The organism is Streptomyces sp. Da 82-17 (genome assembly GCF_046098215.1).
Classification (GTDB): domain Bacteria; phylum Actinomycetota; class Actinomycetes; order Streptomycetales; family Streptomycetaceae; genus Streptomyces.
In genome coordinates, this window is record NZ_JBJURH010000016.1 from 48,537 (window position 1) to 62,896 (window position 14,360).

Genomic DNA, 14,360 nt, shown 5'->3' on the forward strand with positions numbered 1-14,360 from the left:
CCCACGACTTCGCAGGTCAGGAGGGACGGAAGGGGTCGCCGTCGCACGTGGGCCAGGGTCAGCGGGAGACCCAGCCCAGCTCGTACGCGTGCCAGCCCAGCTGGAGGCGGGTCGTCACGCCCGCCAGCTCCATCAGGCCCTTCACCCGGCGCTGGACCGTGCGGAGACCGAGGTCGAGCTGCTTGGCGACGCTGGCGTCCGTGAGGCCGGCGAGGAGGAGGGAGAGGATCTCCAGGTCGGTGCCGTCCGGGGCGGACGGCGTCGCCTCGGTCACCGCGCCGTCCTCGCCCAGGCGCAGCGGCAGCGCCTGCTCCCAGACCGCCTCGAAGAGCCCCGCAAGGCATTCGAGGAGCCCGCTCGCGTGCACCACGAGCGCCGCGGGCTCCGACGTACGGGACGTCAGCGGCACCATCGCCAGCTGACCGTCGGCCACCACCAGCTTCGTCGGGACCCGGTCGACGATCCGGATCTGCTCGTCCCGGCCGAGCGCCGCCGACGTCTCGGGCAGCCCGTCCGGCAGCGCGAGCACGTCCCGCTCCACCACCACCCGGTACCGCACCCCGCGCTGCGCCGCCCGCTCCTCGGCGTCGTTGTCGGGGCCCGTGACGACCGTCGGCCGACCGGTCACCAGCGCGCACACCTCGTGGCTCGCGCCCAGCTGCAGCTGCAGGAACCGCTGGGCCACCGCGCTCGCGCCCGTCACCACCTCCACCAGGTCGTGCGCGCTCGGCTCGGTGGCCTGCGCCCGGTACTCCTCCGCGAGGACGACCGCCGCCAGCTCCGCCTGCTCCAGCTCGTGCCGCTGCTGGGTGAGCAGCGCGCCGAGGGCCACCCCGGGCGGCGCCGCCACCCAGCGCCCCGGCCGCGTCGACGACCGTGCGGCAAGGCCCTGCTGTTCGAGCCGCCGCACCGCCCGCTCCGTGTCGCCCTCGCCGAGCCCCGACCGGGCCGCGAGGTCCGCGACTTCGGCGGCGCCGAGCGACACCAGCGCGCGGTACGCCGACTCCTGCACCTCGTCCAGACCGATCGCGCCCAACATCCCCCGCTGCCCCTCCCACTGTGCTGCCCCGTTCAACTGCCTTGCGGCGACCGGTCGTACGACGGTCGGCCACCCGACCGGCACCGCTGCCGAACCCGGTCCCGCTGGCGGAAACCGGCCACGGCGTAAACCCGCCGCCCAACATCATCCCCGTAGCCCCCGCCTCCCTGGCAAGGTGTCGCCACCGGTTGCCGGAGCCGGGCGGCTCGACGGAGCCGCAGGCCAGGGGGTGTCCGGCAGATGCCGGCGGCGTGTGTGGCCGCCCGCCGTGACCCGGTGCGCACGACGCCCGGATCCCGCCGTGTCGCGAGCGGCCACCACGACCGGCCCGCCGGGCGTCCTTCCCGTGGGGGGTGGGGCCGCCCGGCGGGCTTCCGTCGTACGCATGTGCCCCTGGGGGTACGGGAGTTGACGGGCAGCGCGGTTTTTCCCGAAGTGCCGTTTTCGGGAGGCCTCTTCTGTGGACAATAAGGGGCATGAGCCAGCAGGGGGACAGGCACAGAGTCAACTCCGGCCAGGGCGACGACTGGTGGGGCCAGCTGTACGACGCGCCCACCGAGGACACCGGCCCCGCACCGGCAGAGGACACCCTCGACGACCGCTTCGCCTCGGCGGCGGACACCCTGGGCGAGGGGATCGGCCTGCACGGCACGACCGCCCCCGCCGGGCCGCCCGCCGGACCTGAGGCCGGGGCGCTCGCACCCAAGCCGACCGCCGCCGAGGCCGCGCCCTACGCGCCGTTGCGCGCGCCGTGGGAACCGCCCGCGGAATCCGGCGCCGCCCCGCCCCGCGTGCCGACGGCCCCGACGACCTTCGGCCCCGTACGCAGGGCGCCCGCACCGGAACCCGAGCCCGAGGACGAACCCGTACGCGTGCCCGGTGCCGAACCGGAACCCGCGGCGGACACGGGTGCGACGCCGCCCGCCGTCACCGTGCCCGCCGCCCGCACCGCCCCCGAGTCCGCCGTCCGGCCCGGCGTCGGGTACGTGGGGGACGGCCCGCCGACGTACGAGTCCGAGCCGACCGCCCTGCCCGCCGCCGACCCCGACGCGCTCGACGGGCTCGTCGCGGACACCGTGCTCGACGGCGCCCGGTACGGGGCGTGCACGCTGCGCGCCGCGTCCGTGCGCGGGGACTCCGCCCGCTACCGCGGCGAGCCCCGCCGCGACGCCCTGCTCACCGCCCGCTTCGGCAGCGGCGAGACCGGACTCGTCCTCGTCGCCCTCGCCACCGGCGCGCGCACCTCGCCCGGCGCGCACCTCGCCGCCGCCGACGCCTGCCACTGGATCGGCCGCTCCGTGGGCCGCAGCCACACCCGCCTCGCCGACGACATGCGGGCCGGCCGGCGCGGCGACCTCAAGTCCGGGCTGCACCGGCTCACCGCCCGCAGCCTCGGCAAGCTCCGCGCGTCCGCCGCCGAACAGGGCCTCGAACCCGAGGAGTACAGCGCGACGGCCCTGCGCTGCCTGCTCGTACCGGCCGATCCGCAGTGCCGTACGCGGGTGTTCTTCGGAGTCGGCGGGGGCGGGCTCTTCCGGCTTCGGGACGGGGCGTGGAAGGACATCGAGCCGCTGGTGGCGGAAGGGGCGGGGGAGCCGGTGGTCGGCTTCGGCTCGCTGCGGGAGGAGCACCGGGAGTACGGGGAGGAGCACGCCGACGGGGAGCTCGGCATCGGGGCGCCGCCCAGCCCGTACGAGCAGGCGCCGCGCGCGCCACGGGAACCGTTCCGGTTCCGGGCCTCCGTGGCCCGTCCGGGGGATCGGCTGCTGCTGTGCAGCGGGGGGTTCGCGGAGCCGCTGCGAGGAGAGCCGGAACTCGCCGGGCACCTCCTGCACCACTGGTCCGACCCCGAGCCGCCCGGGCTCACGGAGTTCCTCGCGGATGTGCAGGTGCGGGTGAAGGGGTACGCGGACGACCGCACGGCCTGCGCGCTGTGGGAGTCCTGAGGGGTGCGGAGAAGGGGCGCGGGGAACCGCGCGACCGGCCAGGGCGGTGGGGCAGCCGGACGGACAACTCCGTCGGGGCTAAAACAGGCGCCCGCACGCGGCCCGTGAGTGGATGGTGCACGGAGACCGGGACCGGCCCCTACCGGAGAAAGGTGCACCCCCATGGCCAAGCAGAACGTCGCCGAGCAGTTCGTCGACATCCTCGTCCGCGCCGGGGTGCGGCGGCTGTACGGGGTCGTCGGGGACAGCCTCAACCCCGTCGTCGACGCGATCCGCCGCACCGGCGGCATCGACTGGGTGCAGGTGCGGCACGAGGAGACCGCCGCCTTCGCCGCCGGCGCCGAAGCCCAGGTCACGGGCAAGCTCGCCGCGTGCGCGGGCTCCTGCGGCCCCGGCAACCTGCACCTCATCAACGGCCTCTACGACGCGCACCGCTCCATGGCCCCCGTCCTCGCCCTCGCCTCGCACATCCCGTCCAGCGAGATCGGCCTCAGCTTCTTCCAGGAGACCCACCCCGACCAGCTGTTCCGCGAGTGCAGCCACTACAGCGAGCTGATCTCCAGCCCGAAGCAGATGCCCCGGCTGCTGCAGACCGCGATCCAGCACGCCGTCGGCCAGGGCGGTGTCAGCGTCGTCTCGCTGCCCGGTGACGTGGCGTCGGAGCCCGCGCCGGAGAAGGCCGTCGAGCACGCCCTCGTCACCGCGCGGCCCACCGTCCGCCCCGGCGACACGGAGATCGACAAGCTGGTCGACCTGATCGACGAGGCCGACCGCGTCACCCTCTTCTGCGGCAGCGGCACCGCCGGCGCCCACAAGGAGGTCATGGAGTTCGCCGAGACCGTCAAGTCCCCGGTGGGGCACGCGCTGCGCGGCAAGGAGTGGATCCAGTACGACAACCCGTACGACGTCGGCATGAGCGGGCTCCTCGGCTACGGCGCCGCGTACGAGGCCACCCACGAGTGCGATCTGCTGATCCTGCTCGGCACGGACTTCCCGTACAACGCGTTCCTGCCCGACGACGTGAAGATCGTGCAGGTCGACGTGCGTCCCGAACACCTCGGCCGGCGTTCGAAGCTGGACCTCGCCGTGTGGGGGGACGTACGCGAGACCCTGCGCTGTCTGACGCCCCGCGTGCGGCCGAAGTCCGACCGGCGGTTCCTCGACAAGATGCTGAAGAAGCACGCCGACGCGTTGGAAGGGGTCGTCAAGGCGTACACCCGCAAGGTCGAGAAGCACGTGCCGATCCACCCCGAGTACGTGGCGTCCGTGATGGACGAACTCGCCGACGACGACGCCGTGTTCACCGTCGACACCGGCATGTGCAACGTGTGGGCCGCCCGCTACCTCTCGCCCAACGGCAAGCGCCGCGTCATCGGCTCGTTCTCGCACGGCTCGATGGCCAACGCCCTGCCGCAGGCGATCGGCGCCCAGTTCGTGGACCGGAACCGGCAGGTCGTGTCGATGTCCGGCGACGGCGGGTTCTCCATGCTCATGGGCGACTTCCTCACCCTGGTCCAGTACGACCTGCCGGTGAAGGTCGTCCTCTTCAACAACTCCTCCCTCGGCATGGTCGAGTTGGAGATGCTCGTCGCCGGACTGCCGTCGTACGGGACCGGGAACCACAACCCGGACTTCGCGGCCGTGGCGCGGGCCTGCGGGGCGTACGGGGTGCGGGTGGAGAAGCCGAAGCAGCTCGCGGGGGCGTTGAAGGACGCCTTCAAGCACAAGGGGCCCGCGCTGGTCGACGTGGTGACCGACCCCAACGCGCTGTCCATCCCGCCGAAGATCAGCGCGGAGATGGTGACGGGGTTCGCCCTGTCGGCCAGCAAGATCGTCCTCGACGGCGGGGTGGGCCGCATGCTGCAGATGGCCCGCTCCAACCTGAGGAATGTGCCGCGCCCGTAGGGCTGGATCCGTTCCCCTCCCCGCCCCTTTTTTCTTCAGGGGCGCGGGGAACTGCGCGACCAGCCACAGCGGCGCCGCAGACGAAAGACGGACCGGGGGCCGGGGCGGCGCCCCCGGAGCTGTCCGCAAACCCGGAAGCGCATCCTCCGGGTATGGGTGTGGCTCTTGCCACTTGTGCCGAATCGACAGGCGTGCCGCTTTCCGGGCGGGGGCATGCATCACCGTGAACGTGTTCGACGTGAGTTGTTCATGAAGGAGAGCCGACAGCCTACGGGCGGGGGACATGACAAGCCACGCACAGGAAAGCACGGCCGGAGGCGCCACAGCGGTGGGGGATCCGGCACGGCTGCACCGCAGACTCGGGCGCGCCGATCTGCGGGCGGTGTCCGAAGTCCGGCGCGCGCTACGGGAGTTGCTGCTGCACTGGGGGAAGCCGGGGTGCGCGGACGTCGCCGAGCTGCTCACCAGCGAGATCGTCACCAACGCACTGGTCCACACCGACGACGACGCGGTCTTCACGGCCACGGTGCGCGAGCACCGGCTCCGCGTCGAGGTCAGGGATTTCGTCACACGCAGGCCGACCCCGCGGGTACCGCACGCCGACGACGGTACGGGCGGCCGAGGCCTGCTCCTGGTCCAGTCACTCGCCGACTCCTGGGGCGTGCGCACCCAGGACGGCGGCAAGGCCGTCTGGTTCGAGCTGGACGGAGGGCTCACCTGACCCGGGCCCGACGACAGGTCCCGGGGTCCCTCCGTCCACGGCTCAACCGAACTGCTGCTCCAGGTCCTTGAGCTTCTGCTCCAGCGAGTCGAGGCGCGGCAGCGTCTGCGTGTCGTCCTCCGCGGTGAGGTCGACGGGTTCCGCCGCCTCAGCGCCGCTCACGGCCTGCAGCGAGGGTCTGGACCGTACGGGCAGTTGTTCCGCCGCTATGGCGGGGTCCGCGCCGCCCGACTGCCCGCCCTGTCCGGGCTGCCCCGCCGGTGCCGACTGCCCGGCCGCGCTGCCGGCCGCCACCGCGGGCGGCTGGCCCTGGGCGGGCAGTACGGCCTGCGGGGTCTGGCCGGTGAGCGCGGCGGCGGCCTGCTGGTCGCGGGCGCCGATCCGGCCGATCCGGCCCGTCAGGGTCTGCTGGCCGCGGCTCACCGCCTTCAGGTGGGCCCGCTCCAGCTTCTCCTGCTCGCGCCTGCGCATCCGGTTCTGTGCCTTCTCCTTGCGGTCGTCGCGGACCTCCTCGACGGCCTCGTCGAGGCTGCGTACGCCTTCGAGGAGCATCAGCGACCAGGCGCCGAAGGTCTCGCGCGGCGCGCGCAGCCAGCGCACGACCCGGATCTGCGGCAACGGCCGCGGTACGAGGCCCTGTTCGCGCAGGGCCGCGCGGCGGGTCTGCTTCAGGGCGCGGTCGAAGAGCACGGCCGCGCTCAGCGACATGCCGGCGAAGAACTGCGGGGCGCCGTCGTGGCCGATGCCGCGCGGGGCGTGCACCCAGTTGAACCAGGCCGCCGCGCCCGCGAACGTCCACACGAGGAGCCGCGAGCCGAGCGCCGCGTCCCCGTGGCTGGCCTCGCGCACCGCGAGCACCGAGCAGAACATGGCGGCCCCGTCCAGACCGAACGGCACCAGGTACTCCCAGCCCCCGGAGAGGTTGAGGTTCTGCCGCCCGAAGCCCACGAGCCCGTGGAACGACAGGGCCGCGGCGACCGCGGCACAGCAGAAGAGGAGTACGTACGAGGCCGTTCCGTAGATGGCCTCCTTGCGTCGGCGGCGCTCCTCGCTGCGCTCCCAGGAGTCCTCGGCGGCCGCCTTCTCCCCGGCCCGCTTCCCCCGTGCGAGCACCGCGAGGGCCGCAAGGAGCCCGAGGAGCAGCACGCAGCCGGGAAGCAGCCAGTCCAGCGATATGTCGGTCATTCTCATCTGCGTCCCTTGCGTCCCTTGCGTCGCCTGAGGCCTGGTTCGGGCGCCATACTGGCTCAACCGGCAAGACGCCCAGGCGCTTTCGGAGCAAGAGGGGGAAATGAGGCCCCGGCACGGCGCGGAAGGGTGACACGGCCTCGAACTGGCCGTCGAGCGCGCCGAGTTGAGTTCGAACGGGCCGGGCGTCGAGGACCCTCCTCGTAGCCGTTCCTGGCTCCGCACGATGGGCGCCGACCGGGCCGCCCCGGGCCTCTTGATCGACTCGCGGCCCTACAACCACAGGCTTACCGTCGATGCAAGTGAACATCCCCGTTCACCGCTGACTCCGAGCTGCAAGGCCATGGCCGACGCCGATTCCACCCCTGTGCGGACGGCCGTCGAATCCCCGAAGAAGGGCGACGGCGGTGGGATCGCGCTACTCGTGATCGCCTCGTGTCAGCTGATGGTGGTCCTCGACATCACCATCGTGAACATCGCCCTCCCGCACATCCAGACCTCCCTGGGCTTCTCCACCGAGAACCTGTCCTGGGTGATCAACGCCTACACCCTGACCTTCGGCGGCCTGCTGCTCCTCGGCGGGCGGCTCGGCGACATCCTGGGCCGCCGGCGCGTGTTCGTCGCCGGCATCCTGATCTTCGTCCTGGCGTCGCTGCTCGGCGGTCTCGCGCAGGAGGCCTGGCAGCTGCTCGCGGCCCGCTCCCTGCAGGGCGTCGGCGGCGCCATCGCCTCGCCGACCGCCCTCGCCCTGATCACCACGACGTTCCGCGAAGGACCCGAACGCAACCGCGCGTTCGGGGTGTTCGCCGCCGTGTCGGCCGGCGGCAGCGCCATCGGGCTGCTCGCGGGCGGCCTGCTCGTGGAGTGGCTCGACTGGCGCTGGGTCCTGTTCGTCAACGTGCCCATCGGCCTGCTCATCGTGCTGGCCACACCACGGCACATCCGTGAGTCCGAACGCCACCCGGGCCACTTCGACGTCCTCGGCGCGCTCACCTCCACCGTGGGCATGGTGTCGCTCGTCTACGGCTTCATCCGCGCCGGTTCCGAGGGCGGCGGCTGGCGCGACGGCGTGACCCTCACGGCCTTCGGTGTGGCCGTCGTCCTCCTCGGCGCGTTCCTCGCGGTCGAGCGCCGGTCCCGGCAGCCGATCACCCCGCTGTGGATGTTCGAGGACCGCAACCGCGCCGGGGCGTACGGGATGATGCTGAGCCTCGCCGCCGCCATGTTCGGGATGTTCTTCTTCCTCACCCTGTTCGTGCAGAACGTGCTGCACTTCAGCCCGCTGCGGGCCGGTCTCGCGTTCCTGCCGGTGAGCGCGATCATCGCGATGGGCGCCGCGTTCACCTCGCAGCTGCTGCCCAAGTGGGGCCCCAAGCCGTTCATGGTCGGCGGTGCGGTCCTGGCGGCGCTCGGCCTCGGCTGGCTGACGCTGACCGATGTGGACAGCACGTACGCGGGGAGTCTGCTCGGGCCGATGCTCGTGTTCGGCTTCGGCATGGGGATGCAGTTCGTGTCGCTGACGCTGATGGCGGTGTCCGGGGTGGCTCCGCAGGACGCGGGCGCGGCGTCCGGCGTCCTCAACGCCACGCAGCAGGTGGGCGGTTCGCTCGGCCTGTCCATCCTGGTCACGGTCTACGGCACGGCCAGCCGCAACGAGGCCGTCGACCAGGTCCGGCAGTTCATGGCGGAGGCGACCCCGGCCCAGAAGCTGGCGTTCGCCAGGACCAAGGACCTGCCCTCGCCGTGGAGCGACCGGATCCTCGCCGCGGGTGTCTCCAATGCGTTCATCGTCGCCGCCGTCCTCGCGGTCGTCGCCGCCCTGATCGCCCTGTTCGTCATCCAGGTACGGGCCGGCGACCTGGAACGCCTCCAGGGCAACGGCACGACGCCGCTGGGCAGTTGAAGCGGTCGAGGCGGTCGAGCGCGCGGTTCGGGGCGGCTCAGCGCGTGGCGCCGGACGTCAGCCGCTCCACCCGCTGCGCGTCGCACGTACGGGGGCAGGTGACGCAGGTGTCCTCGGGGCGCAGCGTGTAGAAGAGGCAGCAGCTGGCCCGGTCCCGGGTGGGCAGGGCCTCGCCGTTCGGGCCGGTCAGCTCCCGGAACGCGGCCGCGCCGACGTACGGCTTCGTGGTGCCCGGCAGGAGCTGCTCCAGGTCGGCCATGGCGCGCTCCTCGGCGCCGAGGAGGTGCGCCACGTACCAGAGGCCCTCGACGATCTCGTCGGTCGCCATGCCCCACAGGGCGCGCGGGCCGCGCCGCATCCGCGGCCGGAAGCCGTCCAGGACCGGCCCGAGGTGCTCGGCGACCGCCGCCCTGACCTCCGCGCGCAGCGCCTCCTCGTCGGGCACGACCCGCGCGCCCGGCGCCGTCGCGGCCGGATCGTCCGGCAGGCAGGCGAAGTCCTGGACGCGTACGGCCATCCGGCCGAGGGAGCGCTGGAACGTGACGTTCGCCACGGGGAACCGCGGCACCCGGCGCAGCAGGAACCACGGCACGGTGATCAGCAGGCAGGCCGGCCACGCGTACCGGTGCAGGCCGAAGCTGGCGATCACGTCGGGGCGGGCCTGCTGCTTGTAGTCCCGCAGGATCTGGGCGTTGTCCCACGCGAGGAACGCGTCCAGGTCGGCGCCGCCCTCCGCCAGGCGGGCGGCGGCCACCCAGCCCGCCTCCTGCGGGGCCCGCTCGTCCTGTTGCAGCTCCTGGATCCGCAGCCCGGGGAAGACCTCGGTCAGGCGGGCGTACGCCTCCGCGACGGGCGAGGGGCCCGGTCGTACGGCGCCAGGGGCCAGGGCGGGCAGGAGCATGCGGGACCACCGATTTCTAGCGATCGTTTGCAGGTAAGCCTTACCTTACCCGACCGCATCGAGGTTTGAACTGGAGCTGGGCCCGCATAGGCTCCCGCGAGGGCATTGCCATGCAATTCCTCAATACCTCGTCTTGACAGGCTCCCTGCAGGACCCGGGCACAAACGCCCCCGACCCGTACATCGCCGGAACACCGCACCGAGGAGGACCCGAGTGGAGCAGGCCGGACCGCGGCCCACCGGCCGGACCCCGGTGCCGCACGGCCGCGTCCCCGAGCAGGCGCGCGGCGAGGACACCCGTACGGAATCCGCGCGGCGGGCCGTGCGGCGGCACTCGGTGCGCGGGCAGGTCCTCGAAGCGCTGCGCGCGGCCCTGGTGAGCGGCGAACTCGCGCCCGGCGAGGTGTACTCGGCGCCCGCGCTCGGCGAACGGCTCGGCGTCTCCGCGACCCCGGTGCGCGAGGCCATGCAGCAGCTCGCCCACGAGGGCGCCGTCGAAGTCGTACCGAACCGGGGCTTCCGGATCGCCGAGCGCAGCTCCCGCGAGCTGGCCGAACTCGCCGAGATCCGGGCCCTGTTGGAGGTTCCGGTGATGCTGCGCCTGGCCCGCAGCGAGCCGCCCGAGCGGTGGGCGGAGCTGCGCCCCCTCGCCGAGGAGACGGCGGCGGCCGCGGCACGCGGCGACCTCGCGGCGTACGTCGACGCCGACCGGGCCTTCCACCGTGCGATCCTCGCCCTCGCCGGGAACCGTCAGCTGCTGCTCATCGCCGACGACCTGCACCGCCGCTCGCAGTGGCCGCTGGCCACCGGCCCGGTGCACCGCCGCCGCGCCGACCTGGTGGCCGACGCGGCGGAGCACACCGCGCTCCTGGACGCCCTGGCGGCCCAAGACCTCGCCGTGGTGGGGCAGTTGGTGCGGGAGCACTTCACCCAGGCGTGAGCGCCGCGGCGGTTCAGTGGACGGAGAAGCCGCCGTCGACGAACAGCGTCTGCCCGTGCACATAGCGGGCCGCGTCGCTCGCCAGGAACAGGGCCGCGCCCGCGAAGTCCCCGGCCTCGCCGTTGCGTCCCGCCATGGTGCGCGCCGCGAGCTCCTCGGCACGGCCAGGCACGGAGAACGCGGGCTCGGTCAGCGGGGTGCGGACGAAGCCCGGCGCGATCGCGTTCACGCTCACCCCGTACGGCGCCCACGCCTCCGCCTGGGAGCGGGTGAGGCCGCAGATCGCCGCCTTGGAGACGCCGTACGCGCCGCTGTTGCCGAAGGCGCGGATCGACTGCTGGGACGCCAGGTGCACGATCCGGCCCCAGCCCCGCTCGGCCATCCGCGGCCCGAAGCGCTGCCCGAGCAGGAACGGGGCGTCCAGGTTGACGGCCATGGTGAGGTCCCAGTCGGCCTCGCTCAGCTCGTCGAGCGGCGGGCGCAGGTTGACGCCGGCGGAGGTGACGAGGACGTCGGGTTCGCCGTACGCGTCGACGACCCGCTCGGCGGCGGCCCGTACGGCGTCCCGGTCGCCCAGGTCGGCGCTCAGCCAATCGGCCTTCCCACCAAGGGAGTTGATGTGCGCGGCGGTCTCCTTCAGGGCCTCCTCGCGGCGGGCCACGAGGACGACGTGGGCGCCCGCCCCGGCGAGCGCCTCGGCGACGGCCCGGCCGATGCCCGAACTGCCGCCGGTGACCAGGGCGGTGCGTCCGGTGAGCCCGAAGTGTTGTTCGAGGTAGTTCATGCGACGAGTGTGCAGAGGCGCCGGACGGCGCTCGCGGGCGGGTCGGGTGAAGGCCTGGTGGTGAGGGGTGTGCGCGGCGAACGTCGGGCGGCCGGGGCGTGTGCGGGTCGGGCGAACGCCCGGTGGCAGGGGGCGTGTTCGGGTGACGGCTGCGCGGTGGGTGTGGGTGGGGCGGCGGGCGCGCAGCCCGGTGCGGGTGGGTGACGGTACGCGGCGGTGCGTTCGCGGTGACTGCTACGCGGCCGGTGCGGGCGGGGTGAGCCGGTCGGCCAGCCAGGTCGGTACGTTGCCGAGCAGCCGGAACAGCCGGGCCGCCTCGGCGCGCAGCCGGGAGGCCTCGGGCTCGACCTCGGTCTCGGCGAGCGAGGTGAGCGCCGGGGCCGTGCCGACGAGGAAGCCGAGCTCCTCACGGATCCGCAGCGACTCCGCGAAGCCGTGCCGCGCCTCCGCCAACTCGCCCTCGCGCAGGGCCAGTCCGGCGAGGTGCCGCCAGGTGGAGGAGAGCAGCAGACGGTCGCCCTGGGCGGTGGCACCGGCGTGCGCGCGGCGGTAGGCGGCGCGGGCGGCCTGCGGGGAGTCGGCGAGGTGCTCGGCGATCAGACCGCGACGGTAGTCGAGCAGCGGGCGGGCGGCGGAGCCCGGCGGGATCAGGGCGGCGGCGCGGCCGAGCGCGACGCGGGCCTCGTCGGAACGGTCCCGGACGCCCAGGACCGTTGCGGCGTACGCGAGTTGACCGCGCTCGCAGGCCGCCGCGCCGCGCTCGTCGTCCGTCCCGGCGAGGGCCTCGGCGGCGCGCAGGGCGTCCTCGGCGTCGCTCCAGCCCTGCTCGGTGAAGAGGCAGCGCTCGACGAGGAGTGCGGTGCGCTGGAGGGCGGCGGGTGGGCTGTCGTCGGACTCCAGCAGGGCGGCCGCGTCGGTCCAGCAGCCGCGGGAGCGGAGCCGCCAGACCGCGGTCTGGACGGCGGAGGCCCGGGCGCTCGGGCCCCGCGGGGCGGGTACGGGTACGGAACCGGAAGCTGAACCAGGCATGGCGGTGTCCGCCACATTCCCCTCCCCGGGAGCGCGTCATTGAGCTGTGGCGTGCATCTCAGCATGGATCCCTGCGGGGAGCCAAGGGGGCGGGTGAAGGAATTCACAAACGGGTTGCTTCCGTCATACGGAAAGCTGCTGCCTGTCCATCGGCCGGTGTTCGGCTCTCCCACCGTCGTGGCTGGTCGCGCAGTTCCCCGCGCCCCTGTCGGGGCACGGATCCCCCCCACCCGGCTGTGCCCACCCACGGTGGGGAAGCCGACGACGAACCCCGGAAGCCCGTCCGGCGATTGAGGACAGCGAGCCCGCAAGTCAGCTCATGCGCAGGGCCAGGAAGAAGTCCAGCTTGTCCTCCAGGCGGGACAGGTCGCGTCCCGTGAGCTGCTCGATGCGGCCCACCCGGTAACGGAGCGTGTTCACGTGCAGGTGGAGCCGGCTCGCGCAGCGCGTCCAGGATCCGTCGCTGTCGAGGAACGCCTCCAGCGTCGGGATGAGCTCCGCACGGTGGCGGCGGTCGTAGTCCCGCAGCGGGTCGAGGAGGCGGGCCGTGAACGCCCGGCGTACGTCGTCCGGGACGAAGGGGAGGAGCAGGACGTGCGAGGCGAGCTCCTGGTGGCCCGCCGCGCAGACCCGCCCGGGCCGTGCCGCGGCGACGCGGCGGGCGTGCCGGGCCTCCTCCAGGGCGCCGCGCAGCCCCTCCGCCGAGTGCACGGAGGCGCTGACGCCGAGCGTGAGGCGTCCGTCGCCGTCGAGGCCGCCGGAGAGCGGGTCGCGGACGGTGTCCAGCAACGCGTCCGCGAGCAGGCCGGGCTCCGCGCCGTCGTGGTCGGCGGCGACCGCGGGCAGCGGGACGAGCGCGATCGCCTCGTCGCCGGTGTGCGCGACCGCGATCCGGTCGGACGGCTCGGGCCCGGACGCGTTCGGGTCGACGAGGATCTCCTCCAGGAGCGACTGGGCGACCGGACCGCCCTTGACGTCCCCGCCCTCCCACTCGACGCGGGCCACGACCACCTGCCAGTGCGGGGCCGCGCCCAGGCCCGGCAGCAGCACCGGCGCCGCGACCCGCAGCCGCGCGGCGATCTCCGCGGGGGCCGCGCCCGTCTGGACCAGCTCCAGGACCTCCTGGGCGAGCCGGCGGCGTACCGTACGGGCCGCGTCGCGGCGGTCCCGCTCGACGGCGATCAGCTGGGTGACGCCCTGGAGCAGGTCGAGCCGCTCCTCTGGCCAGTCGCCCGCGTCCGCCTCGACGGCCAGGAACCAGTCGGACAGCACGGTCTCGCGTACGTCCCGGGGCGCCGCCGTACCCGTACCGCGGCCGCTGCTGCGAATGGGGAACAGGGAGTACGTCGAGCCCTGGCAGGACACGCGGTGCGGGCCGCGGCGGCCGGTGCGGGACGCGGCGAGGTGCTCCGCGGCGAGGGACGCGCACACCGGGGCGGGCAGCGCGGTGCCGGAGCCGCCGGAACCGGCGATGGGGCGGCCGGTGGGGGAGAGCACCCAGGCCCGCAGGTCGAGGTCGGAGCCGAGCAGGTCCAGGACCACGTCGGGCCCGCCGCCCGCCGGTCCGGAGGTCATGAGCCGCCGGTGCCGGTCGACCACCGCGGCCAGGTCGCCCGCGCGCTCGCCGGAGACCTGGCGGACCACGTGCTCGGTGATCGTGGCGAACGCGACCCGCTCGTTGACGGCGAACAGCGGCAGCCGGTGCTGCGCGCACGCGGCGACCAAGTCGTCCGGAACCGCGCCCAGTTCGGCCTCGCCCGCGGCGAGCGCGGCCACTCCGGCCGAGGCGAGGATGCGCACGAACGGCTCCGAGTCGGAGGGGTCCTTGCGCCAGGCGAGCCCGGTGAGGACCAGCTCGCCGCCGGAGAGGTACCTGCTGGGGTCCCGCAGGTCCGTGGTCATGACGCCCCGGACCGTACGGTCCAGCTCGTCCTCGCCGCCGAGCAGCCGCAGCCCCAGCGCGTCGGTTTCAAGGAGTGCGCGCAGCCGCATCTGTTCGCCGCCG

General features: G+C 73.8%; 11 protein-coding genes. 5 read left to right on the forward strand and 6 right to left on the reverse strand.

The window, feature by feature from the left end:
- Window positions 1-58: 58 nt before the first annotated feature.
- The gene (locus ACIDOF_RS25075) at window positions 59-1,039 is read right to left on the reverse strand and encodes a helix-turn-helix domain-containing protein (protein WP_409008337.1); all 981 of its coding nucleotides are present in this window, start codon (window positions 1,037-1,039) and stop codon (window positions 59-61) included.
- 476 nt (window positions 1,040-1,515) lie between these two features.
- Between ACIDOF_RS25075 and ACIDOF_RS25080 the strand changes: the two genes are divergently transcribed.
- The 3 genes from ACIDOF_RS25080 (at window position 1,516) to ACIDOF_RS25090 (ending at window position 5,611) form a co-directional block, all read left to right on the forward strand.
- Window positions 1,516-2,985 (forward strand): protein phosphatase 2C domain-containing protein, encoded by a 1,470-nt coding sequence (locus ACIDOF_RS25080; RefSeq protein ID WP_409008338.1) that lies wholly within the window; start codon window positions 1,516-1,518, stop codon window positions 2,983-2,985.
- A 162-nt stretch (window positions 2,986-3,147) separates the two neighbouring features.
- A complete protein-coding gene (locus ACIDOF_RS25085; protein WP_409008339.1) occupies window positions 3,148-4,890 on the forward strand; it encodes a pyruvate dehydrogenase in 1,743 nt (580 codons plus the stop codon).
- Window positions 4,891-5,173: 283 nt separating this feature from the next.
- The gene (locus ACIDOF_RS25090; protein WP_409008340.1) at window positions 5,174-5,611 is read left to right on the forward strand and encodes an ATP-binding protein; all 438 of its coding nucleotides are present in this window, start codon (window positions 5,174-5,176) and stop codon (window positions 5,609-5,611) included.
- Window positions 5,612-5,653: 42 nt separating this feature from the next.
- On the opposite strand, the gene ACIDOF_RS25095 is transcribed toward ACIDOF_RS25090, so the two are convergent.
- On the reverse strand, window positions 5,654-6,802 hold the full coding sequence (locus ACIDOF_RS25095) for a DUF2637 domain-containing protein (RefSeq protein WP_409008341.1): 1,149 nt from the start codon (window positions 6,800-6,802) through the stop codon (window positions 5,654-5,656).
- A 340-nt stretch (window positions 6,803-7,142) separates the two neighbouring features.
- Here ACIDOF_RS25095 and ACIDOF_RS25100 point away from each other — a divergent pair, with 340 nt between their 5' ends.
- Window positions 7,143-8,702: an MFS transporter gene (locus ACIDOF_RS25100; RefSeq protein ID WP_409008342.1), complete on the forward strand. Its 1,560-nt coding sequence runs from the start codon at window positions 7,143-7,145 to the stop codon at window positions 8,700-8,702.
- A 37-nt stretch (window positions 8,703-8,739) separates the two neighbouring features.
- Here the strand turns inward: ACIDOF_RS25100 and ACIDOF_RS25105 are convergent, their stop codons facing one another.
- Entirely contained in the window at window positions 8,740-9,603 is an 864-nt protein-coding gene (locus tag ACIDOF_RS25105; protein WP_409008343.1) for a (2Fe-2S)-binding protein, read from the reverse strand.
- Between the two features lie 213 nt (window positions 9,604-9,816).
- On the opposite strand from ACIDOF_RS25105, the gene ACIDOF_RS25110 reads away from it, so the two are divergent.
- Window positions 9,817-10,542 (forward strand): GntR family transcriptional regulator, encoded by a 726-nt coding sequence (locus ACIDOF_RS25110; protein WP_409008344.1) that lies wholly within the window; start codon window positions 9,817-9,819, stop codon window positions 10,540-10,542.
- Between the two features lie 13 nt (window positions 10,543-10,555).
- Here the strand turns inward: ACIDOF_RS25110 and ACIDOF_RS25115 are convergent, their stop codons facing one another.
- The 3 genes from ACIDOF_RS25115 to ACIDOF_RS25125 form a co-directional block, all read right to left on the reverse strand.
- Window positions 10,556-11,326: an SDR family NAD(P)-dependent oxidoreductase gene (locus tag ACIDOF_RS25115; RefSeq protein WP_409008345.1), complete on the reverse strand. Its 771-nt coding sequence runs from the start codon at window positions 11,324-11,326 to the stop codon at window positions 10,556-10,558.
- A gap of 234 nt (window positions 11,327-11,560) precedes the next feature.
- Window positions 11,561-12,370: a hypothetical protein gene (locus ACIDOF_RS25120; RefSeq protein ID WP_409008346.1), complete on the reverse strand. Its 810-nt coding sequence runs from the start codon at window positions 12,368-12,370 to the stop codon at window positions 11,561-11,563.
- Between the two features lie 297 nt (window positions 12,371-12,667).
- The gene (locus ACIDOF_RS25125) at window positions 12,668-14,347 is read right to left on the reverse strand and encodes a PucR family transcriptional regulator (protein WP_409008347.1); all 1,680 of its coding nucleotides are present in this window, start codon (window positions 14,345-14,347) and stop codon (window positions 12,668-12,670) included.
- Between the last annotated feature and the right edge of the window lie 13 nt (window positions 14,348-14,360).

Bases quoted from the DNA above. Each gene is read 5' to 3' on its own strand.
- ACIDOF_RS25075 (WP_409008337.1), bottom strand. From the start codon at position 1,039: ATGTTGGGCGCGATCGGTCTGGACGAGGTGCAGGAGTCGGCGTACCGC.
- ACIDOF_RS25080 (WP_409008338.1), top strand. From the start codon at position 1,516: ATGAGCCAGCAGGGGGACAGGCACAGAGTCAACTCCGGCCAGGGCGAC.
- ACIDOF_RS25085 (WP_409008339.1), top strand. From the start codon at position 3,148: ATGGCCAAGCAGAACGTCGCCGAGCAGTTCGTCGACATCCTCGTCCGC.
- ACIDOF_RS25090 (WP_409008340.1), top strand. From the start codon at position 5,174: ATGACAAGCCACGCACAGGAAAGCACGGCCGGAGGCGCCACAGCGGTG.
- ACIDOF_RS25095 (WP_409008341.1), bottom strand. From the start codon at position 6,802: ATGAGAATGACCGACATATCGCTGGACTGGCTGCTTCCCGGCTGCGTG.
- ACIDOF_RS25100 (WP_409008342.1), top strand. From the start codon at position 7,143: ATGGCCGACGCCGATTCCACCCCTGTGCGGACGGCCGTCGAATCCCCG.
- ACIDOF_RS25105 (WP_409008343.1), bottom strand. From the start codon at position 9,603: ATGCTCCTGCCCGCCCTGGCCCCTGGCGCCGTACGACCGGGCCCCTCG.
- ACIDOF_RS25115 (WP_409008345.1), bottom strand. From the start codon at position 11,326: ATGAACTACCTCGAACAACACTTCGGGCTCACCGGACGCACCGCCCTG.
- ACIDOF_RS25125 (WP_409008347.1), bottom strand. From the start codon at position 14,347: ATGCGGCTGCGCGCACTCCTTGAAACCGACGCGCTGGGGCTGCGGCTG.